19 protein-coding genes are annotated in these 20,899 nt (G+C 61.6%); 8 read left to right on the forward strand and 11 right to left on the reverse strand.

Features of this window, described 5'->3' with window-relative positions; genetic code table 11:
* Nucleotides 1–30 precede the first annotated feature (30 nt).
* The 4 genes from ABID12_RS18490 to ABID12_RS18505 are packed head-to-tail and all read left to right on the forward strand — an operon-like array spanning nt 31 to nt 3,520.
* Nucleotides 31–615, forward strand: coding sequence for a CvpA family protein (locus tag ABID12_RS18490; protein ID WP_354435576.1), 585 nt, complete (start codon nt 31–33; stop codon nt 613–615).
* Between the two features lie 54 nt (nt 616–669).
* Nucleotides 670–2,160 carry an amidophosphoribosyltransferase gene (purF, locus tag ABID12_RS18495; protein WP_354435577.1) on the forward strand — a complete coding sequence of 497 codons (1,491 nt, stop codon included), beginning with the start codon at nt 670–672 and terminating at the stop codon, nt 2,158–2,160.
* A 29-nt stretch (nt 2,161–2,189) separates the two neighbouring features.
* On the forward strand, nt 2,190–2,933 hold the full coding sequence (locus ABID12_RS18500) for an SDR family NAD(P)-dependent oxidoreductase (RefSeq protein ID WP_106312175.1): 744 nt from the start codon (nt 2,190–2,192) through the stop codon (nt 2,931–2,933).
* 26 nt (nt 2,934–2,959) lie between these two features.
* On the forward strand, nt 2,960–3,520 hold the full coding sequence (locus ABID12_RS18505) for a DUF1349 domain-containing protein (protein ID WP_354435578.1): 561 nt from the start codon (nt 2,960–2,962) through the stop codon (nt 3,518–3,520).
* Here the strand turns inward: ABID12_RS18505 and ABID12_RS18510 are convergent.
* The 9 genes from ABID12_RS18510 to ABID12_RS18550 all read right to left on the reverse strand — a co-directional run bounded on the left by ABID12_RS18510 (nt 3,514) and on the right by ABID12_RS18550 (nt 14,253).
* A complete protein-coding gene (locus ABID12_RS18510; protein WP_354435579.1) occupies nt 3,514–4,674 on the reverse strand; it encodes an MFS transporter in 1,161 nt (386 codons plus the stop codon). The two genes, ABID12_RS18505 and ABID12_RS18510, sit on opposite strands and share 7 nt — an antisense overlap.
* 80 nt (nt 4,675–4,754) lie before the next feature.
* Nucleotides 4,755–5,555, reverse strand: coding sequence for a 5-deoxy-glucuronate isomerase (gene iolB, locus ABID12_RS18515; protein WP_354435580.1), 801 nt, complete (start codon nt 5,553–5,555; stop codon nt 4,755–4,757).
* 24 nt (nt 5,556–5,579) lie between these two features.
* Nucleotides 5,580–6,473: a myo-inosose-2 dehydratase gene (gene iolE, locus ABID12_RS18520; RefSeq protein WP_354435581.1), complete on the reverse strand. Its 894-nt coding sequence runs from the start codon at nt 6,471–6,473 to the stop codon at nt 5,580–5,582.
* Between the two features lie 27 nt (nt 6,474–6,500).
* Entirely contained in the window at nt 6,501–8,330 is a 1,830-nt protein-coding gene (gene iolD, locus ABID12_RS18525; protein WP_354435582.1) for a 3D-(3,5/4)-trihydroxycyclohexane-1,2-dione acylhydrolase (decyclizing), read from the reverse strand.
* On the reverse strand, nt 8,330–10,261 hold the full coding sequence (locus tag ABID12_RS18530; protein WP_354435583.1) for a bifunctional 5-dehydro-2-deoxygluconokinase/5-dehydro-2-deoxyphosphogluconate aldolase: 1,932 nt from the start codon (nt 10,259–10,261) through the stop codon (nt 8,330–8,332). Before ABID12_RS18530 ends, iolD begins: the two co-directional genes overlap by 1 nt.
* 3 nt (nt 10,262–10,264) lie before the next feature.
* Complete coding sequence (locus tag ABID12_RS18535; protein WP_106312157.1) at nt 10,265–11,044, reverse strand: ATP-binding cassette domain-containing protein; 780 nt, start codon at nt 11,042–11,044, stop codon at nt 10,265–10,267.
* A gap of 2 nt (nt 11,045–11,046) precedes the next feature.
* Nucleotides 11,047–12,129, reverse strand: coding sequence for an ABC transporter permease (locus tag ABID12_RS18540; protein WP_435528261.1), 1,083 nt, complete (start codon nt 12,127–12,129; stop codon nt 11,047–11,049).
* A gap of 208 nt (nt 12,130–12,337) precedes the next feature.
* Nucleotides 12,338–13,285, reverse strand: a complete 948-nt coding sequence (locus tag ABID12_RS18545; RefSeq protein ID WP_354435585.1) for a sugar ABC transporter substrate-binding protein — start codon at nt 13,283–13,285, stop codon at nt 12,338–12,340.
* A 131-nt stretch (nt 13,286–13,416) separates the two neighbouring features.
* On the reverse strand, nt 13,417–14,253 hold the full coding sequence (locus ABID12_RS18550; RefSeq protein ID WP_354435586.1) for a MurR/RpiR family transcriptional regulator: 837 nt from the start codon (nt 14,251–14,253) through the stop codon (nt 13,417–13,419).
* A 115-nt stretch (nt 14,254–14,368) separates the two neighbouring features.
* Here ABID12_RS18550 and iolG point away from each other — a divergent pair, with 115 nt between their 5' ends.
* From iolG to ABID12_RS18570, 4 genes are all read left to right on the forward strand, one after another.
* Nucleotides 14,369–15,373 carry an inositol 2-dehydrogenase gene (iolG, locus tag ABID12_RS18555; protein ID WP_354435587.1) on the forward strand — a complete coding sequence of 335 codons (1,005 nt, stop codon included), beginning with the start codon at nt 14,369–14,371 and terminating at the stop codon, nt 15,371–15,373.
* Between the two features lie 422 nt (nt 15,374–15,795).
* Nucleotides 15,796–17,628, forward strand: coding sequence for a DNA helicase RecQ (gene recQ / locus ABID12_RS18560; protein ID WP_354435588.1), 1,833 nt, complete (start codon nt 15,796–15,798; stop codon nt 17,626–17,628).
* Nucleotides 17,629–17,732: 104 nt separating this feature from the next.
* Nucleotides 17,733–17,897: a hypothetical protein gene (locus ABID12_RS18565; protein ID WP_181190699.1), complete on the forward strand. Its 165-nt coding sequence runs from the start codon at nt 17,733–17,735 to the stop codon at nt 17,895–17,897.
* Between the two features lie 90 nt (nt 17,898–17,987).
* The gene (locus ABID12_RS18570) at nt 17,988–18,755 is read left to right on the forward strand and encodes a MauE/DoxX family redox-associated membrane protein (protein ID WP_435528262.1); all 768 of its coding nucleotides are present in this window, start codon (nt 17,988–17,990) and stop codon (nt 18,753–18,755) included.
* Between the two features lie 326 nt (nt 18,756–19,081).
* On the opposite strand, the gene ABID12_RS18575 is transcribed toward ABID12_RS18570, so the two are convergent.
* The gene (locus ABID12_RS18575) at nt 19,082–19,354 is read right to left on the reverse strand and encodes an SMc00767 family acetate metabolism repressor (protein ID WP_354435590.1); all 273 of its coding nucleotides are present in this window, start codon (nt 19,352–19,354) and stop codon (nt 19,082–19,084) included.
* A 42-nt stretch (nt 19,355–19,396) separates the two neighbouring features.
* Nucleotides 19,397–20,683 (reverse strand): isocitrate lyase, encoded by a 1,287-nt coding sequence (aceA, locus tag ABID12_RS18580; protein ID WP_354435591.1) that lies wholly within the window; start codon nt 20,681–20,683, stop codon nt 19,397–19,399.
* Nucleotides 20,684–20,899 lie beyond the last annotated feature (216 nt).

A 20,899-nucleotide genomic window follows, 5' to 3' on the forward strand; every position in this document is an offset into this window, starting at 1 on the left:
CTTATCCCCCCACGAAAAGCGGAGCAATGCATGCCACTAACCCTGTTCGATCTGATTGTTGTCGGCGTTGTTCTGTTTTCGGCCTTACTTGCCATGGTGCGCGGCTTTTCACGGGAAATCCTGTCGCTTCTCGCCTGGGGATTGTCGGCGGTTATCGCCTATTTTGCCTATCCCTGGCTCGCACCGAGCCTTGAGGGCTTTCTCGGTGATGCGCGCCTGGCCATGGCCGGCGCCTTCGCGATCGTTTTTCTGATCGCTCTCGTGCTTCTTTCACTGGTGACCACGCGTTTTGCGGACTATATTATCGACAGCCGGGCCGGCGTGCTTGATCGTTCGCTCGGTTTTGTTTTCGGGCTGGTGCGCGGCGTGCTGATTCTGGCTGTCGCCGTGGCGTTCTGGAACTGGTTGGTCGGCGATGCGCAAAGCCCCGACTGGATCAGGAATGCGAAGTCCAAGCCGGCGCTCGACATGCTTGCCGCCAAGCTGGAATCCTATCTGCCCGGCGGCGGAGAATTGCAAACCTACCGCGGTCGCGATGAGACGCAGCTGCTGGCAATGGTCGATGGTAACGTAATTTTGAAATTTCCGCCGGATTTCCGGCCCAATGACATGTAGTCTGAAAACCCTGCTTTCAGACCAGCCCTGCCCCAGCCAATTGCGGATCATGCGATGAACACCTGTTTTGACGATCATGATGATTTCAGCCTTGATGACGATACGCTGCACGAGGAATGCGGCGTTTTCGGCGTTCTGGGCCACCCCGACGCAGCCGCACTGACGGCGCTGGGCCTGCATGCGCTTCAGCATCGCGGACAGGAAGCCGCCGGCATCGTCTCCTATGACGGTCAGCAGTTCCGCTCCGAACGCCATCTCGGCCTCGTCGGCGACCATTATACCGACCCGGCCATGCTGGAGAGCCTCAGGGGCTCGATGGCGATGGGCCATGTGCGCTATTCCACCACGGGCGGCACGGTGCTGCGCAATGTCCAGCCGCTTTTTGCCGAACTCGGCGTCGGCGGCATCGCCATTGCCCATAACGGCAATTTCACCAACGGCCTGTTCATGCGGCGCAAGCTGATTTCCGACGGTGCGATCTGTCAATCGACCTCGGATACCGAGGTTGTTCTGCATCTGATCGCCCGGTCGCGCGCCAAGACATCGTCGGACCGGTTCATCGATGCCATCAGCCAGATGGAAGGCGGCTATTCGATGATCGCCATGACCCGCACAAAGCTGATCGCCGCGCGCGACCCCACCGGCATCCGCCCGCTGGTGATGGGCGAGCTGGACGGCAAGCCGATCTTCTGTTCGGAGACCTGCGCGCTCGACATCATCGGCGCGAAATTCGTGCGCGACGTTGAAAACGGCGAGGTCATCATCTGCGAAGAGCAGCCGGACGGCTCGATTTCCATCGATTCGCGCAAGCCCGCGCTGAAACAGCCCGAACGGCTGTGCCTGTTCGAATATGTCTATTTCGCCCGTCCCGATTCCATCGTCGGCGGCCGCAATGTCTACCAGACGCGCAAGAACATGGGCATCAACCTGGCGCAGGAAGCACCGGTGAAAGCCGATGTCGTCGTGCCGGTGCCCGACGGCGGCACGCCGGCGGCCATCGGCTATGCGCAGGAGAGCGGCATTCCCTTCGAACTCGGCATCATCCGCAACCATTATGTCGGGCGCACCTTCATCGAGCCGACGCAGCAGATCCGCGCCTTCGGCGTCAAGCTGAAGCACTCGGCCAATCGGGCCGTAATCTCCGGCGCCCGTGTTGTTCTGATCGATGATTCCATCGTGCGCGGCACGACCTCGGTGAAAATCGTGCAGATGCTGCGCGAGGCCGGTGCGAAGGAAGTCCACATCCGCGTTGCCAGCCCGATGATCTACTATTCCGATTTCTACGGCATCGATACGCCGGACCGGGACAAGCTTCTGGCCAACAACCACGAAACGCTGGCCGACATGTGCAAGTTCATCGGCGCCGATTCGCTGGAATTCCTGTCGATCGACGGGCTCTACATGGCCGTCGGCGGCGAGAAGCGGAACAATGCCCTGCCGCAGTTCACCGATCACCAGTTCACCGGGGATTATCCGACCCGCCTGCTCGACAAGGAGCATGAGGGCGAATTTTCCAAGATCGAGCTTCTGGCCGGCAACGGCTGAGCCTGAACAAACCGGAGGGGGGACGCATCATGAGCAAGACACTCGAAAACCGTCTGGCGGTCGTGACCGGCGCATCGCGCGGCATCGGCTATTTCACCGCGCTGGCGCTGGCGCAACAGGGCGCGCATGTGATTGCCTGCGCGCGCACGGTCGGCGGTCTCGAAGAACTCGATGATGCGATCAAGGCCGACGGCAACGGCTCGGCAACGCTGGTGCCGATGGATCTTGCCGACATGGGCGCCATCGACCGTCTTGGCGGCTCGATCTTCAAGCGCTGGGGCAAGCTCGACATCATGGTTGCCAATGCCGGAGTGCTCGGCGTGGTCTCGCCGCTGGCCCATCTGGAGGCCAAGGTTTTCGAACAGGTGATGGCCGTGAACGTGACCGCCACATGGCGGCTGATCCGGTCGCTGGAACCGTTGCTGCTGCAATCCGATGCCGGACGCGCCGTGCTGATTTCCTCGGGCGTTGCCCACACATGCCGGCCCTTCTGGGGCGCCTATGCCGCCTCCAAATCCGCGGTCGAGGTGCTGGGGCGGACATGGGCAGGCGAAACCGCCCACACGCCGATCAAGGTTACCAATTTCGATCCCGGCCGCACCCGCACCGCCATGCGCGCGCAGGCTGCCCCCGGCGAAGACCCGATGACGCTGCCGCATCCAAGCGAGGTCGCCGCAAAGATCGTGCCGCTGACCAGGCCCGATTATCAGGAAAGCGGCAAGCTTTTCGTTTTCCGGGAAGACAGGCTGAAGGACTATCGCCTGCCGGAATAGAATTTCTGCACAATGGGGGACATGCGATGGCGACCTGGCTCAACGAACCGGCGGAATGGACGGCAAAGGGCGATACGCTGGAGCTGGTGACGGACAAGGCCACCGATTTCTGGCGCAGGACGTTTTACGGTTTCACCCGCGACAGCGGCCATGCCTATCTTGCGCCGGTCTCCGGCGACTTTTCCGCCAGCGCGACCATGACCGCCGCATACGAGACGCTTTACGATCAGGCCGGGCTGATGCTGCGCATCGATGAAACCCACTGGATCAAGGCGGGCATCGAATTCACCGACGGGCTGATGCATTTTTCCACCGTCGTCACCCGCGACGTGTCCGACTGGTCGGTCATTCCACTGCATGACGCAAATCCGCAAACGCCGGTCTCGATCCGCATCACCCGGCATGACGACGCTGTGCGGGTGCAGTTTCATCTGGGCGACGGCCAGTGGCAGATGGCGCGGCTTTGCCCCTTCCCTTCAGCCGATGCCTTTGTTGGCATGACGGCGTGCACACCGGAACGGGCCGGCCTGAAAGTGCGTTTTACCGATTTTTCGGTCGGCGCGCCGATCTCGCGCGAACTTCACTGAGCGGCATCGGCCTTGCTGAGCCGCCACATCAGAGCAACGCAGACCGCCAGCAGGACGAAAGCGGAGAGGCTGACTGCCCCAAACCCGATCCCCGCATAGAGCGCGCTCATCAGCAGCGGTCCGACGAACACGGCAATATAGGTGGCGGTGGTGTTCAGGCCGATCAGCGTGCCGCGCGCTTCCGGCTTGCGCAGCGCCAGCAGCAGCACGGTCAGGTTCAGGCCGAAATGGTTGAAGATGCCGAGCAGGAACGTCGCCAGAAGCGACAGCCAGAAAGACCGGGTCGCCAGAGCAAGTGACAGATAGACCAGTCCCGATCCGGCCAGAAACAGGGGAAACACTTTTGCCGGCCCGATCCGGTCGACATGGCGCGCCAGAGCGCCGCCAAGACCGAAACCGACGCCATAGGCCATCACCGCAAGGCTGGCGGCAGACGCGCTGATGCCAAGCATATCGCGCATTCGAAGGCCAAGAATCGCATAGGTGCCGTAAAACACCGTCATGAACAGAAAGCCGGTCGCAAGCATGCTGATGACGCCGCGGACACGGATCACCGCGCGGCGGCTGTGGCTCTCACCGCTTTGCACCGGTGCTTGCCTGTCAGCCGTGGCGGCGAAGACCACACAGGCCAGTCCGGCCAGCAAGGCAAGAACACCATAGGCCAGACGCCAGTCGAGCACATCGCTGAGCAGGGCCGAAAGCGGCACGCCGACGATCAGCGCAATCGACCAGCCGGACAGGACAAGGCCGAAGACACGCGTTCCCTGCCCCTCGGGCGCCGAGCGTACGGCCTCCGAATAGATCGCCGGCAACAGCACGCCGGTGGCAATGCCTGCCAGCGCCTGAAACACGGAAAGCGCCTGCCAGCTATGGCTGAGCGCCGAACCGGCAAAGCCGCCCATGAGCAAAAAGGCGGAACCGGCCAGCACTGGCCGCATGGCATAGCGGTCAATCAGCCCGGACAGGAAAAAGGCCGAGAAGGCAGCAGCGCCGCCAAAGGCGGAGATCGCCCGCGCCACGGCAACCGGTTCCGTTTTCAGCGTCACGGCGACATCGGCAAGGATCGGCCCGAGAATAAAGGAATTCGCGCCGACCAGGAAAACGCCAACGACCAGCGCTGCCAGCCGCAGGCGGAGAAGCAGAGGAGATGGCACGGGAAAACCTATGCGTGGTGATTCACTTTATCCATTATCGGCGATCACCGGCCACAATCAACTGCGCGCCATGACAACCGTCATTTCTGCTGTTGCGCAATCCAGTCGTGATCGGGATGGTTTTTGAAGCGCCATTTGCGCATCGGCCCGGCCATCACGTTCAGATAATACATCTCGTAGCCATGGGGCGCGCCGCAGGGGTGATGGCCCTTCGGCACCAGCACCACGTCGCCGTCATGCACGGCCATGGTCTCGTCCAGCTCGCCGTCCTCGGTGAACACCCGCTGGAAGCCGAAGCCCTGTGGCGGGTTCAGACGGTGATAATAGGTCTCCTCCAGATAGGTCATCTCGGGAAAATTATCCTCGTCATGCCGGTGCGGCGGGTAGGACGACCAGTTGCCGGCCGGCGTGAACACCTCCGTCACCAGCAGGCTGTCGGCGATATCACGATCCTCCATCGCAATCGGATGGATGAAGCGCGTGTTTGAGCCCTTGCCGCGTTCTTCCAGCCCGATATCGTCGATCACCTGCGCCTTGTGTCCGCCCTTGCCCGGCGCCGAGCAGACGGCCAGCGTGCAGTCGGTTGCAGCCGTGGCGGACCAGTCGCTGTGATCGGGCACATAGACGGCGGCCGGTTTTTCGCGCTCGAACACATTCATGCGCTTGCCAAGCCTGCCGAAGTCTTCGCCGGCACCGGAAATTTCCGCCTTGCCTTCCACAAGCACGAGTATCACCTCGCGGTCGCCGGTTTCCTCGGAAACGCTTTCGCCCGCCGAGAGGCGATAAAGCCGGAAGCCGACATAGCCCCAGCCGGCGCTTTCGGGTGTGATGTCATGAACCTTGCCGCGGGTTCCCATGGGTTTGACCAGTAGTCGGCTCATCGCTGTCGTCTCCTCGTCGTTTCGTTATCGCAGGCCGGCCTCAAGCGCCGCCGCCTTCAGCGCGTTCAGTCCCATGCTCTGATACCGGAAGGGGTTGCGCACCGCAGGGTCCTGTTCGGCCTCGATCACGACCCAGCCGGAATAGCCGTGTTCGGCGGCGACCTTCAGCACCGACACAAAGTCGACAATCCCCTCGTCATCGCCCGGAACGGTAAAGACGCCGCGCCGCACGCCTTCGAGAAAGCTCAGCCCCTCGTCCGCCACCTGCCGCATGATCGCGCCGCGCACATTCTTGGCGTGGATATGGGCGACGCGGCTCATATGGCGGCGGGCGAGCGCCACAGGATCGCCGCCGCCAAAGGCCGCATGCCCGGTATCCAGAAGCAGATGCACATCCGCTCCCGTCAGTGCCATCAGCCGGTCGATTTCTTGTTCGCTTTGAACGATGGTGCCCATGTGGTGGTGATAGACCAGCGCGATGCCGTCTTCGGCGCAGTAGGCCGCGATGGCGTCGAGCTTGCGGGCGAAGTCTTCCCAGGCGTCATCGTCAAGCACCGGGCGCTTGCCAAGCGCCACAGCGTCATTGCCGTGGATCGCATTCGAGGTTTCGCAGACGATGCAGACCTTCGAGCCTTGCGACTTCAAAAGATCGAGATGCGGACGGATTGCCGCCTTCTCGTCTTCCACCGAATGGACGAGCAGGTTCAGCGAGTGCCAACCGGACACGAATTTCAGGCCGTGGGCGTTGAGCACCGCCGAAAGGGCCTCCGGATCGGTTGGGAATTTGTGGCCCTTCTCGATGCCGTCAAAGCCGATTGCGGCGGTTTCGGACAGGCAGGTTTCCAGCGAAATATCAGCGCCGAGGCTCTGGTCGTCATCATTCGACCAGGCAATCGGATTGGTTCCGTAAAGGATCATGGTTCACTCTTTCAAAGGCAAAAGAACTCAGTCGAAGGCGCGCTGGCGGGCGCGGTCTTCGAGATAGGCCTTGCGCGCGGCATTCACCGCGTCACGTTCGGACACTTCCGGCACGGCCACATCCCACCAGTTGCCGCCGGCCTCGGTGGTGATCATTGGATCGGTGTCGATGACGATGACATGGCTGCGCTCACTGGATTTTGCGCGGGCAAGCGCTGCTTCGAGAGCGCCAATGTCATCGACCTTCTCGGCGATTGCGCCAAGGGCTCTAGCATGAGCGGCAAAATCAATATCGGCAGGCACCACATGGCGCGCGGTGTCGATCAGATTGTTGAAACTTTCGCCACCGGTTGCCTGCTGAAGCCGGTTGATGCAGCCGAAACCACGATTATCGAGCACCACGACCGTGATCTTCTGACCGAGCATGATCGAGGTCGCCAGTTCGGAATTGGCCATCAGATAGGAACCGTCGCCGAGCATGACAATGACATCGCGTTCCGGCAGCGCCATCTTGACGCCGAGCCCGCCGGCAATTTCGTAGCCCATGCAGGAATAGCCATAGTCGAGATGATAACCATTGGGCTTTTCCGCCTGCCACAGCTTGTGCAGCTCGCCGGGCAGCCCGCCGGAGGCGCAGACCACGATCGAATCCTCGCCGCTCTGGCGCTGCACGGCACCGATCACATGCCCGTCACTGGGCAGCGCATTGCCGGAGGGCGCATCGGTTGCGGCGGCAACGGAGGCCATCCATGTTTTCTTCAGCTCGGGGTCGATGGGAGGAGCTGCGTGTGCGCCAAGCGTCTCGCCGAGCGCTTCGAGCGCCACGCGGGCATCGGCGACAAGGGACAGGGCGTCGTGCTTGTAGCTGTCGAACGGTGTGACATTGATGGCGAGGATGCGCCGCGACGGATTCTTGAACACCGACCATGAGCCGGTGGTGAAATCCTGAAACCGGGTGCCGAGCCCGATCACCAGATCGGCGTCGGCTGCAATCGCATTGGCGGCAGACGAGCCAGTCACGCCGATGGAACCGAGGTTCAGCGGGTGACTTGCGGGAAGCGAGGATTTGCCGGCCTGCGTTTCGGCGACCGGCACCTGATGCTTTTCCGCGAAGGCTTTCAGTGCATCACTCGCACCGGAATAAAGAACGCCGCCGCCGGCGACAATCAGCGGATGCTTCGCGGCCCTGATCGCATCGACGGCGCGCGCCAGCGCATCCGCATCGGGCGCCGGGCGGCGCTGATACCAGATTTTTTCGGCAAAGAAGCTTTCCGGCCAGTCGAAGGCTTCCGCCTGCACATCCTGGCAAAACGACAGCGTGACAGGGCCGCAGCGCTCCGGGTCCGTCAGCGTCGAAAGCGCGCGCGGCAGCGCGGTCAGCAGCTGTTCGGGACGGGTGATCCGGTCGAAGTAGCGGCTGACGGGACGGAAGCAGTCATTGGCCGAAACCGTGGCATCGTCAAAATCCTCGACCTGCTGCAACACCGGATCGGGCGCGCGGCTGGCAAACACGTCGCCGGGGATCAGCAGCACCGGCAGGCGGTTCACATGGGCCAGCGCGCAGGCCGTGACCATGTTGGTCGCGCCCGGGCCGATGGACGTGGTCACCGCCATGGCCTGCCGGCGGTTCTTCGCCTTGGCATAGGCGATTGCGGCATGGGCCATGGTCTGCTCGTTGTGGCCGCGCCAGGTGGGAAAACTGTCGCGCACGCCGTAAAGCGCCTCGCCGAGGGCTGCGACATTGCCGTGCCCGAAAATCGCCCAACAACCGGGAATGACGAGATCGCCATCCTCGTTCTTCTGGGCAATGAGATAGCGCACCAGTGCCTGCGCGGCGGTCAAGCGTATCGTTTTCATCAAAACGCCTCTTGTGTTTCATGCTGTTCGGTCCGGTTTCGCGCTTCATCCCAGTAGCGGCAGAACCGGCTGTATTTTTCCGTCATTTCGGCCACGGCCTGATCATCGCCAATCGCGCCGGAAAGCCAGGCGCGTGCGGTTTGGGCAAAGATCGAACGGCCGACGGCAAAGCCCTTGACCAGCGGGAAGCGCGCAGCCGTGCTGAAGCTTGCCGCCAGTTCCTGTTCCGGCGCATCGAGGCCGAGCACCACGATACCGCGGGTGTAGCGGTCATTGCGCTCGATTGCGGCCGAGACATTGGCCCATGCGGCTTCGGAGGTCAGCGGCTCCAGCTTCCACCAGTCGGGATAGATGCCAATCTCGTAAAGCCGGTCGATCACCCTTGCCGCCGTCATATCATCGGTTTCGCCATGCTTCGATGACACAACCTCCATCAGGAATTCCAGACGGTTGCGGCGAGCGGCGGCAAAAAGCCGTTTCAGCGTCGCCTCCTGATCGGCTTTCAACGGCGCATCGTCGTCCGGGTGATAGAAGCACAGAACCTTGACGACATGCTCTGCCGGCCACTCGGAAAGCCCGCCGATATCCTCGCCAAGCTCGGGTTCGAGCGAAAGCGGGCGCGAGCCCGGCCATTCCGTCGGGCGGCCGATCCACAGACCGGTTCCCGCCGCCTTGTAGAGTGCCGAGCGGCCAATCCGGTTGTCGCACAGGATCCCGTGACCGGGCCTGCCGTCTGCAACGCTCAACACGGCCTTCAGGCAAAGCTCCTTGAACGTGCTGATCCTGTCGGCCGGCGCGCCGCATTGCGCCGCCATATCTTCCAGCTGGATGCGGTGGTCAAAGGCAAACACCCGCATTTCCTGCCATTCGCCATGACGGTTGGTCGACCAGTGGAGCTGCTCCAGCGCCTTGTCCTTGCGCAGGGCCAGCGTTTCAGCGCCATGTTCCAGAAAATATTCAAGCTCGGTGAGGCTCGGATAGGCCGGCGTGCAGCCGTGGCGGGAGACGGCAAACGCGCCGCAGGCATTGGCAATGGTCAGGCTTTCCTGCCAGTCGCGATCCTTCAGCCAGCCTTTCAGCAGTCCGGCCATGAAGCCGTCCCCGGCGCCCAGAACATTGAAGACCTCGATACGGAAGCTTTTTCCCGCAACGCCGCCATCGATATCATCTGGAATATCGCCCTCGAAAGCGGAAGCCCCCTCAGCGCCGCGTTTCAGCACAAGTGTCGCGGCGCTCACCTTGCGCACATTCTTCAGTGCCTGAAGCGTATCCGTCGTGCCGCCGGCGATGTGAAACTCTTCCTCCGTGCCGACGATCAGATCGAAAAGCGAGAGCGTCGATTGCAGCTTGGCGGTAACCTTTTCAGACGCGATGAAGCGGTTTTCGCCGTCGCCATGGCCGGACAGTCCCCACAGATTGGGACGGTAGTCGATATCGAGCGCGGTGCGGGCGCCATGTTTGCGGGCAAGGGTCAGCGCCTTCAGCACCGCCGCCTCGGTCTGCGGGTTGGAAAGATGCGTGCCGGTTGCCACCAGCGAACGGGTCCGCGCAATCAGCGCCTCGTCGATATCCGCCTCGCACAGCGCCATATCGGCGCAGTTCTCGCGGTAGAAGATCAGCGGAAACTGTTCCTCGTCGCGAATGCCCAGGATCACCAGCGCCGACAGGCGTTCCGGATCCGTCACCACGCCGGAGACATCCACGCCTTCGCGCACCAGTTCCTCGCGGATGAAACGGCCCATATGTTCATCGCCGACGCGGGTGATGAGACCGGATTTCAGGCCGAGGCGGGCGGCACCCGTCGCCATGTTGGTCGGCGAGCCGCCAAGATATTTCTCGAAGGACAGCATGTCCTCCAGCCGGCCGCCGACCTGCGCACCGTATAGGTCGACCGAGGAGCGGCCGATCGTGAGACAATCGAGTTCGTGCATGCTCTAGACAGTGCCTCCAAGCGAGGATTCGAGTTCGACAAGTTCGCGCCCGCCCGCCATCAGGTCCTGCAACTGTTCGGCATTGATCTCGCCGCGTTTGGCGGTGCCGAGCGTCTTGCCGTGGTTGATGACGGTGAAGCGGTCGCCGACGGCAAGCGCATGGCGGACATTATGGGTGATGAAGACGACGCCGATCCCCTTCTTGCGCACGGCATCGATGGTGGACAGCACATTGGCGGTCTGGCGCACGCCAAGCGCCGAGGTCGGCTCATCGAGGATCAGCACGCGCGCGCCGAAATAGACCGCGCGGGAAATCGCGACCGTCTGCCGCTCGCCGCCGGAAAGCGTGCCGACAGCCTGATCGGCAGAGCGCAGGTGGATGCCCATCCTGGCCATCTCCTCAACGGTGACCGCCCCCGCCCTCTTGTGATCAAACACCTTGATCGGGCCGATGCGCCGCTCCGGTTCGCGGCCCATCCAGAAATTGCGGGTGACCGACATCAGCGGGATCATCGCCAGGTCCTGATAGACCGTGGCAATCCCGGCCGCCATCGCATCGCGCGGGTCGTTGAAGGTGACTTCCTTGCCGTCGACGAGAATACGGCCATAGCTCGGCTTGTGCACGCCGGACATGGTCTTGATGAAGGTGGATTTGCCCGCGCCATTGTCGCCAAGCAGGCAATGGCACTCACCGGCCATCACCGACAGCGACACACCGGCCAGCGCGATGACGGGGCCGAAATGTTTCTCGATATCTTCGAGTTCGATCAGAGGTGCGCTCATGACTAGCGTTCTCCCGTGATGCGACGGCGGATATAGGTGTTGAGAATAACGGCCAGCAGCAGGATGACGCCGAGGAACACCCTGAACAGCGAACTTTCGACGCCAGCGAAAAACAGGCCCTGCTGGACAACGCCGAAGATCAGCGCGCCAAGGGCCGCACCGATGACCGAGCCATAGCCGCCCGTCAGAAGCGCGCCGCCGATGACGACGGAAATGATCGCCTCGAACTCCTTCAAAAGCCCGCGGTCTGCCGCTGCCGAGCCGAATTCCATCACCTGGCAGGTGGCGAAGATGGTGGCGCAGAAGGCCGTCAGCATGAACATCAGGATCTTGACCCGATTGACCGGCACGCCGACATAGCGCGCGGCCTGCGCATCGCCGCCGGCGGCAAAGATCCAGTTGCCGAATTTGGTGCGCACCAGCAGGAAGTGTCCGAAAATGATGAGGATCAGCGCCCAGACCATCAGCATGGGAATGCCGTCGACCACCGGCTGACCGGCGCGGGGACCGGCAACGAAGGTCGCGATCATGTCATTGTCGGCAAGCCAGCGGAAAAACCAGCCAAAGACCTTGCCTCCGAAAAGCGAAGCGACAAAGTCGCCCTCCGCCGCCTCGCGCACACCGCCGATAATGGTCTTGCCGGTGGTCGAGATGGCGATGAAGATCGTCAGGCCGCGCAGGATGAACAGAAAGGCCAGCGTGACGATGAAGGACGGCAGGCCGGTGCGGATCACCAGAAAGCCGTTCAGCGCGCCGACGGCAATCGCGACGGCAAAGGCGGTGATGATCGCCGCCCATGCCGGCCAGCCCCATTGCACCGTCAAGAGCGCGATGACAATGCCGGAAAAGCCGATCATCGAGCCGATCGACAGGTCGAATTCGCCCGCGATCATCAGCAGGCAGGCGCCTACCGCGATGATGGCGAACTGGGCTGACACCGTGCCCCAGTTGATAAAGCCTTCGGCCGAAAACATGCCGCTGTCGCCGGCAATCGCGGCAAACAGCAGGAAAACCAGAATGGTGCCGCAGATGGAGCCGAGTTCCGGCCGGATCAGCGCCTTGCGCCAGCGCGGCACGGGGCGCATGCGCTCTTCAAGGATCAGTTCCTCGATCGGCCGGTGCGGCTTTTGGGATTGGGATTTGGACATCGATTTCTCTCCGCCACGCAGGCAACAGATTCCCGTAACGGCGGCGCGGTGACGCTGCCTGCCGTGCCGGGTGTCTCAAGGGGCCGGCCAAGGCCGGAAAAGCCGCCGCGCGAAAAGGCCCGCGCGGCGGCGCCATTGTCTAAGGTCAGCGATACTGGCCGGCGTATTTCTCAACCAGTTCGATATTGCTGTCGGTGATGAAGCCGGGGCCCGAATTGATCGAGTTACCCGGCATCACGCCGTAGCGGGCATAATTGGTGAGAATGACCACCGGCAGATAGCCCTGCAGGTAGGGCTGCTGGTCAATCGCGAAATTGACCGTGCCGGCCTTGATCGCGTCGGCAATTCCGCTCGAAAGGTCGAAGGTGCCGAAATAGATCTCGCCCGACTGGCCCATCTCGTCGAGTGCGGCAATCGTCGGCTCGGCGGAATTGGGACCGAGCGTCAGAATGGCGCCGGTATCGGGGTTGGAATTCAGATAGGCCATGACCTTCGACTTGACCTCGGACGGGTCCATGCCGCTGTCGATCATCTGCTCGCCGAGTTCGACGCCCAGACCATCGGCAAAGCCCTGGCAGCGCTCAACCGATGCCGGGTTGGTGATGTAGTGGTTGACGCACAGGAAGCTGTCGGCGCCCGACTCCTTTTTCGCGCGTTCGCCCGCCAGCTTGCCGGCCATATATTCCGGCTGGCCGACATGCATCATCGCGCCGAGCTGTTTCGACTGTTCTTCGGTGCCCGAATTGATGGTTATCACCGGAATGGCCTTGGCCACGGCATCCGAAACCGGCCCCGACAACACGTCAAAATCGGCAATCGTCACGATAATGCCATCCGGGTTGGACGCTGCCGCCTGCTGGACGATACGGCCCATATCGGCAAGGTCGCCGGTTGGCGGATTGCGGTATTCCACCTCCACATCCATCTGCTCGCCGGCGACATTGATGGCGTTCTTGATGGTGTTCCACCAGCTGTCGCTGTCGGGTGCATGCGAGATCAGAACGAAACGCTCGCCCTCGGCCTGCGCGGCTGCCGGCGCAAGGCCGGTCAGCGCGACGGCTGCAGCCGCCAGTGCAAGAAATCTGCTTTTCATGCTCAAGTCCTCCTCCTTGGATGAACCTACCCCGACCTCCTCCCGGCAAGGGCAGATTTCAGTGCAGGAACGTAAAAGAGATCACGCTCCGCAGAAGGAATTTAAATTCCATTTTTTGGTTTTTGCAATATTTATTTTCCATTTTTAAGGTTTTCGCGGGCCGCGCCGACCGAGACGGCCAGCGAAATGGCAAGCGACAGCGACCCCGATAACGCACGAAACGCGCCGACATCGGGCTCGGCGACATTCAGTGTGGTTGCGCCAAGCTGCACCAGCGGGCTGGTGACATAGTCTGTGATGGCGACAAGGCCCGCGCCGCGCGCCCTGCCCGCCTCGGCGATTTCCAGCGTGCGTTCGGTATAGGGAGCGAAGGTGACGGCCAGCACGGCATCATTGGGCCGGATTGCATATTCCAACCCCAGCCCGGCAATGCCCGTATGCAGCATGGCGGGAATATCCATCTTCTCGAAGGCATAGGCGAGATAGGAGGTGACGGGAAAAGCCCGGCGGAAGCCGACAAGGTGAATGGTCTCGGCGCCCGCCAGCATCTCCACCGCTTGGTTCAGCGCTTCGGTTTCAACCGATGTCAGCAGATTTTCCAGCGAAAGCCGGCCGACCTCGACAAATTCTGCAAGCAGCGCTGCCGGACTGTCGGACCCATGATCGCGCAGCGAATCGATCCGCGTTGCATAATCCGGCCATTTGCGGGAATAGTCGCTGCGAAACAGCCGCTGCATCTGCGAAAAGCCGGAAAACCCCAGTTCCTGGCAAAACCGCATGAACGCTGATGGCTGCACGCCCGCCTCGCCCGACAGTTCGGCAACCGTCGACACCGCCACCCGGTCGGGATTGGCGGCAACGAAATCGGCGCACTGTTTCAGCCGCTTGGGAAAGGCCGGCGAACGCTCCGCCAGACGGGCGAAAAAGGCATCGATCGTATCGGGCGCCGCACTGGTGTGGCTGGGCATGACTGGGCTCCGCTATTGCGCTTGACATATTCCACATTTGATGTTTTTAGAATTTTTATTCCATTTCATCAAGCGGCACAAGATCGGCCGCAGATGCGGAACAGCGGGAGGACATATGACTGTATCTATTGCACTTTTGGGTGCCGGACGCATCGGCCGCGTGCATGCGCGCGCCGTCACTTCGGTGGCCGGCGTCAGGCTCGCCGCCGTCGCCGATGCCAATACCGAAGCGGCCAACGAAATCGCCGCGACCTATGAAACCGGCGTTTCGACCATCGATGAGATTGCCAATGACAGCAGCATCGATGCCGTCATCATCGCCACGCCGACCGGCACGCATGCAGACCTGATCGAAAAATTCGCCCGCGCCGGCAAGGAGATCTTCTGCGAAAAGCCCGTCGATCTCGATTCGGCCCGCGCGCGCCAGTGCCTTGCCGTCGTGGAGGAGACCGGCACAAGGCTGATGCTAGGCTTCAACCGCCGTTTCGACCCCAATTTCCAGGCGCTGAAACAGACGATCGCCGATGGCCGGATCGGTAACCCGGAAATGCTGCATATCGTCTCGCGCGACCCCGCCCCGCCGCCGGTTTCCTACCTCGCCTCCTCCGGCGGTTTCTTCAAGGACATGACGATCCACGATTTCGACATGAGCCGGTTTCTGCTCGGCGAGGAAATCGAGACGGTGCAGGCCAGCGGCTCGGCGCTGATCGACCCGGAAATCGGAAAGATCGGCGATTTCGACAGCGCATCGACCATCCTGACCACGGTCTCCGCCCGTCAGTGCACGATTTCCAATTCGCGCCGCGCCACCTTCGGTTATGACCAGCGGATCGAGGTTTTGGGGTCCAAGGGCGCGGTCTCTGCCGAAAACCTCCGCCCGGCCTCGATCGAGCTTGCCACCGCCGAAGGTTTCCTGCGCCCGCCGATCTACGACTTCTTCATGACCCGCTATGTCGAAGCCTTCGCCGCCGAAATCCGCAGCTTTGCCGAAAATCTGAAATCCGGCGCGGCGATGTCGCCAAGCGGCGATGACGGGCTGAAGGCGCTGGAAATTGCCGAGGCGGCGGATATCTCGGCACGGGAAAAGCGTCTGGTCTATGTTTCGGAAATCCGGGGCTGATTGCTTCCCCCCGGACCTCTGGATAAAAGCCTACTTCACGGGAAAAGCACGTGGTGGACCCTGCGCAAACGGTATCTGGATCGCCAAACGACTGACCAGACCGGAAACGCTGTCGATGGTGTTGCCACCGGCCTCCCCACAGGGTCATGCTCGGACCTGATCCGAGCATCAATTCCGCTCACGTCACCAAGCAACAGCGCTTTTCATGAAGCCCGTCGTCTGGCCCTGGATTCTCGTGTCAAGCACGAGAATGACGTGAGAGTGTGTCGCCTTGCCCAACCGAGACCGAGACAAAACGGCATAACCGGTGTTTCGGGTATTTTCCCCCGACAGGCCTGCTGATCGCCGTGATTTCTGCAAGAGAGGGTCGCACCGGGCGGCTGGATTTGCGATAATGGAACTCCGTCACGAAGGAATCTCCATTGACTGCACCCTATCCCACCGCCCCCACCGCCGATCCGCTCACCGTCCTGCGCGAGATCTACGGCTATTCCGAATTTCGCGGCAAACAGGGCGCCGTGGTTGAACAGGTGGTGTCGGGCGGCGATGCAGTGGTGCTGTTTCCCACAGGCGCGGGCAAGTCGCTGTGCTATCAGCTGCCCGCGCTTTGCCGCAGCGGCGTCGGGGTGGTGATCTCGCCGCTGATTGCGCTGATGCGCGATCAGGTCGAGGCGCTGAAACAGCTGGGCGTTCGCGCCGGAGCGCTCAATTCCTCGCTGTCACAGGAGGATTTCATCGCCACCCGGCGGGCCTTGGCGCGGCGCGAGCTGGACCTTCTCTACGTAACCCCCGAACGGGTCGCCACGCCCGGCTTCACGGAGATGATGCGCGACCTCGACATTGCTCTGTTCGCCATTGATGAGGCCCATTGCGTTTCCCAGTGGGGGCATGATTTCCGGCCGGAATACCGCGCCCTCGACAGGCTGGCCGAGGCCTTTCCCGGCGTGCCGCGCATGGCGCTGACGGCAACCGCCGATCCCCACACCCGCGAGGACATCATCGAACGGCTGGCGCTGCAGAACGCGGCCGTGTTCACCACCTCCTTCGACCGCCCAAACATCACCTACGAGATCGTCGAACGCGAACAACCGCGCCGACAGCTTCTGGATTTCCTTGCCCGCCACAAGGGCGAAAGCGGCATTGTCTACTGCCTGTCGCGCGCCAAGGTGGAGGAAACCGCCGAATGGCTGAACACGCAGGGCATCCACGCACTTGCCTATCACGCCGGCATGGCGCGCGAGACCCGCGACGCCCATCAGGACGCTTTCCTGAAGGAAGACGAGCTTTGCCTCGTGGCAACCGTCGCCTTCGGCATGGGCATCGACAAGCCGGATGTCCGCTACGTCGCCCATCTCGATCTGCCTGGGTCCGTGGAAGCCTATTATCAGGAGACCGGGCGCGCGGGACGTGACGGCCTGCCGGCAGAAGCCTGGATGGTCTACGGCATGGCCGATGTCACCCAGCGCGGCCGGATGATCGACCGCAACGCCGCCGCCGACGAGGTCAAGCGGGTCGAACGCGCCAAGCTCAACGCGTTGCTCGGCATCTGCGAGACCGCGGATTGCCGACGACAGGCCATCCTCGCCCATTTCGGCGAGCAGCATGACGGCCATTGCGGCAATTGCGACACCTGCCTTTCGCCGGTGGAAACATGGGATGGTACGGAAGCCGCGATCAAGGCCATGGCCGCGATCTATCGCACCGGCGAGCGCTTCGGCGCCGGCCATGTCATCGATGTGCTGACCGGCAACGCCACCGAGCGGACAGAACGGTTTGGCCATGACACCATGCCGGTTTTCGGTGCGGGCAAGGATATCGCGCGCAAGACATGGCAATCGGTCTATCGGCAATTGCTGGCCAAGGGGCTGATCCGTGTGGACCACGACGCCTTCGGCGCGCTGAAGCTGGAGCCCGGCGCCCGTGCCGTCTTCCGCCACGAGCAGTCATTGCGGTTCCGAGTCGACCGCACACCCAAGGGCAAGGCTTCCACCGGCACACGCAGGCGCAATGATGCGAAGGCGGCACTGTCCGAACAGGATCAATCGCTGTTCGAGGCGCTGCGCGCCACCCGCACGGCGCTTGCCAAGGAACTCGCGGTGCCGCCCTATGTCATCTTTCCCGATACCACGCTGATCGCACTTGCCAGCGAGCGTCCGGCCACAGCGGAAGCCATGCTCGAAATTCAGGGCGTCGGCAAGACCAAGCTGCAACGCTACGGCGCGGAGTTTCTGGACACGATCCGCACCCACGGCTAATGCAGCGGTCATCGGCGCAGTCGGTTTTTCCTATTGAAATCATGGAACAGTTTTCGCCTCGGCTCGTTTTTCAGATGAGTGTCCGAACCAGAGGAGAAATTGCCATGAGCAAGATCGACAAGGAAAAGGAAACAGAACGCACCCTGCGCCAGGTTGAGCATATGGGGGCCGGCGGCCATCTCGGCGGCACCTATTTCGGCCAGGAACCGGACGCCAGCACCTCGGCCAATCACGCCCGCTCGCGCCCGAATGGCAACAGCCAGTCGTAAAGATCAGCCTGCCGGAGCGGCCAGGCAAAATCCCGCCGCCCGAAAGGCCGGCGGGATTTTTGTATTCAAGCCGGAAAACCGAGGAGAGGCATCATGTCCGAGACCAACGGAACCAAAACCGCAAAGCTCTACCGAATGGTCATGCCCGACCATGTCTGTCCCTATGGGCTAAAATCCCGGCATCTCCTGAAGAGCAAGGGTTACGAGGTGGAAGACCACCACCTGAAGACCCGGGAGGAAACAGACAGTTTCATGGAACAACATGGGGTCGAGACAACACCGCAGACCTTCATCGACGGAGACCGCATCGGCGGCTATGACGATCTGCGGGTTTTCTTCAGGCTCGATCCGCCACCGGAGGAGCAAAGCGATACGAGCTACACGCCGGTGATCGCGATCTTCGCCGTCGCGCTTCTGCTGGCGCTGGGGCTTTCCTGGCACCAATATGGTACGCCGCTGACAGTGCGGATGGTGGAATGGTTCATCTCGCTTTCCATGACCATACTGGCCATCCAGAAATTGCAGGATATCGAGAGCTTTTCCACGATGTTCCTGAATTACGACCTTCTGGCCCGTCGCTGGGTGCCCTATGGCCGGATTTATCCGTTTGGCGAAGCCCTGGCCGGGATATTGATGACGGCCGGAGCGCTGGTCTGGATATCCGCCCCGGTCGCCCTCTTCATCGGGATTATTGGCTCTGTCAGCATTTTCAAGGCGGTCTATATCGACAAGCGTGAGCTGAAATGCGCCTGCGTCGGCGGCGGTTCGTCCGTGCCGCTCGGCTTTGTGTCGCTCACGGAAAGCCTGATGATGACGCTGATGGGTCTCTGGATGCCCGCAAAGGTACTGCTGTTCTAGAGCGTTTCAGACTGAAATGGAATCGTTCTGCGGCAAGGAATATGCGCCAGGACCAAGGACTTTGGCGCAGAACATAGCCGAAGCTATGTCCAAGCCGAAAGCCGCCGGTAATGGCGCATATTCATGCCGCCCTTCAGGGTTTGCCGAAACCGGCCCTCCACTTTGTCGAAGCCCTTCGCCATAGCTATGGCTATGCCGCGCGGGCTTCTTCGCGTGGAATGACCGGTTTGGGCAAACAGAACTGTTTCCATTTCAGTCTGAAACGCTCTAGCCAGGACGGACAGGGCGGAAACCGCCCTGCCCGTTGTCTTTCCCGGCAACGGTTCTCACCCGGCCGCCAGATCGGTTTCGGTTTCCGGCTCCTCCGCAGCCCCTGCGATGATGATCGGCACCAGAAGATCGCCCCAGCTCCTGGTGCCGCCGTGGTGGCGGGCCGAGCGGATGATTTCTACCGATACGCCCGCATCCACAGCCTTCATGACCGACTGGTTCAGCCGGTGCAGGTCATTGGCGACCATGCGGATTGCGGACTGCTGTTCGCTGGACATACGCGTGGACTGGGCCTCGGCCCGTTCCTTGACATTGATCTTGCGGGTCATGGTTTCTCCTCCTGTTTCGCAAGCTTTCAGGTTGCATCCGCGCTATTCGGCGGCATGGAACTGTGCCGTTTCCGTGGATTCGCCCATGGCGGTCGTCGAACCGGAACCGCCGGTGATCGCCATCGACACCGCATCGAAATAACCGGTCCCGACCTCGCGCTGGTGGCGTGTTGCGGTGTAGCCGTTGGCCTCGGCGGCAAATTCGGCCTGCTGCAACTCGCTGTAGGCCGCCATCTGCCGGTCGCGATAGCCGCGCGCCAGCTCGAACATGCCGAAATTGAGCTGGTGGAAGCCGGCCAGCGTGATGAACTGGAACTTGTAGCCCATGGCGCCGAGCTCCCTCTGGAAGCGCGCGATATCCTCCTCGCTCAGATTTTTCTTCCAGTTGAAAGAAGGCGAGCAGTTATAGGCCAGAAGCTTGCCCGGGTAGTGTTTGTGGACCCCCTCGGCGAATTTGCGCGCCTGTTCCAGATCCGGCTTCGAGGTCTCGCACCAGATCAGATCGCAGTAAGGCGCATAGGCAACGGCGCGGGCAATGCAGGCCTCAAGCCCGTTCTTGACGCGATAAAAACCCTCCGCCGTCCGGCCGGCGTCATAGTCGACAAAGGGCCGGTCGCGCGCGTCGATATCCGATGTCAGCAGCTTGGCGGCCTCGGCATCCGTGCGGGCGATGACCAGCGTCGGTACGCCCATGACATCGGCGGCAAGCCGCGCGGCTGTCAGATTGCGAATATGGGCGGCGGTCGGGATCAGCACCTTGCCGCCGAGATGGCCGCATTTCTTTTCCGACGCCAGTTGGTCCTCGAAATGAACGCCGGCAGCCCCCGCCTCGATATAGGCTTTCATGATCTCGAAAGCGTTGAGCGGGCCGCCGAAACCGGCCTCCGCATCGGCAATAATGGGCGCAAACCAGGTATCGACCGAAAGGTCGTTTTCTTCGGATGTTTCAATCTGATCAGCACGTTGAAGCGTTTTATTGATGCGCTTTACCAATTCCGGGCCGGCATTGGCCGGATAAAGCGACTGGTCGGGATACATCGCCGATGCCGTATTGGCGTCGGCCGCGACCTGCCAGCCGGAAAGATAGATGGCCTTCAGCCCGGCGCGCACCATCTGCATCGCCTGATTGCCCGAAAGCGCGCCCAGCGCATTGACGAAATCCTCCTCATGGATCAGCTGCCACAGCCTCTTGGCGCCCTCCTCCGCCAATGTGGACCGGATTCTCACGGAACCGCGCAAACGCCGGACCTCCTCGGGGCCATAGGGGCGCTCGATACCGTCGAAACGGCCGTTCGGGGCACTTTCAACAAGATTGTAAAACTCAGTCATACCTTTTCTCCTCCTCAGGACAGTATGGATGCGGCCACAATGGAAAAATTCAGGCACCCGCATTTCATATGAAATTTTTTACTGATTTGACGAATGAAAAGCTATAGAATTAGCACAAATCAAGTCGATAATCGGGTCATCTTGTCTTTGGCTTGACTGATCGATATTGTAATGTTGTAAATTTTGTAAACACTATCCTCGTTCCGAACCAGGAGA

Origin of the sequence: Martelella mangrovi (assembly GCF_040545495.1) — a bacterium.
GTDB classification, from domain to species: domain Bacteria; phylum Pseudomonadota; class Alphaproteobacteria; order Rhizobiales; family Rhizobiaceae; genus Martelella; species Martelella mangrovi.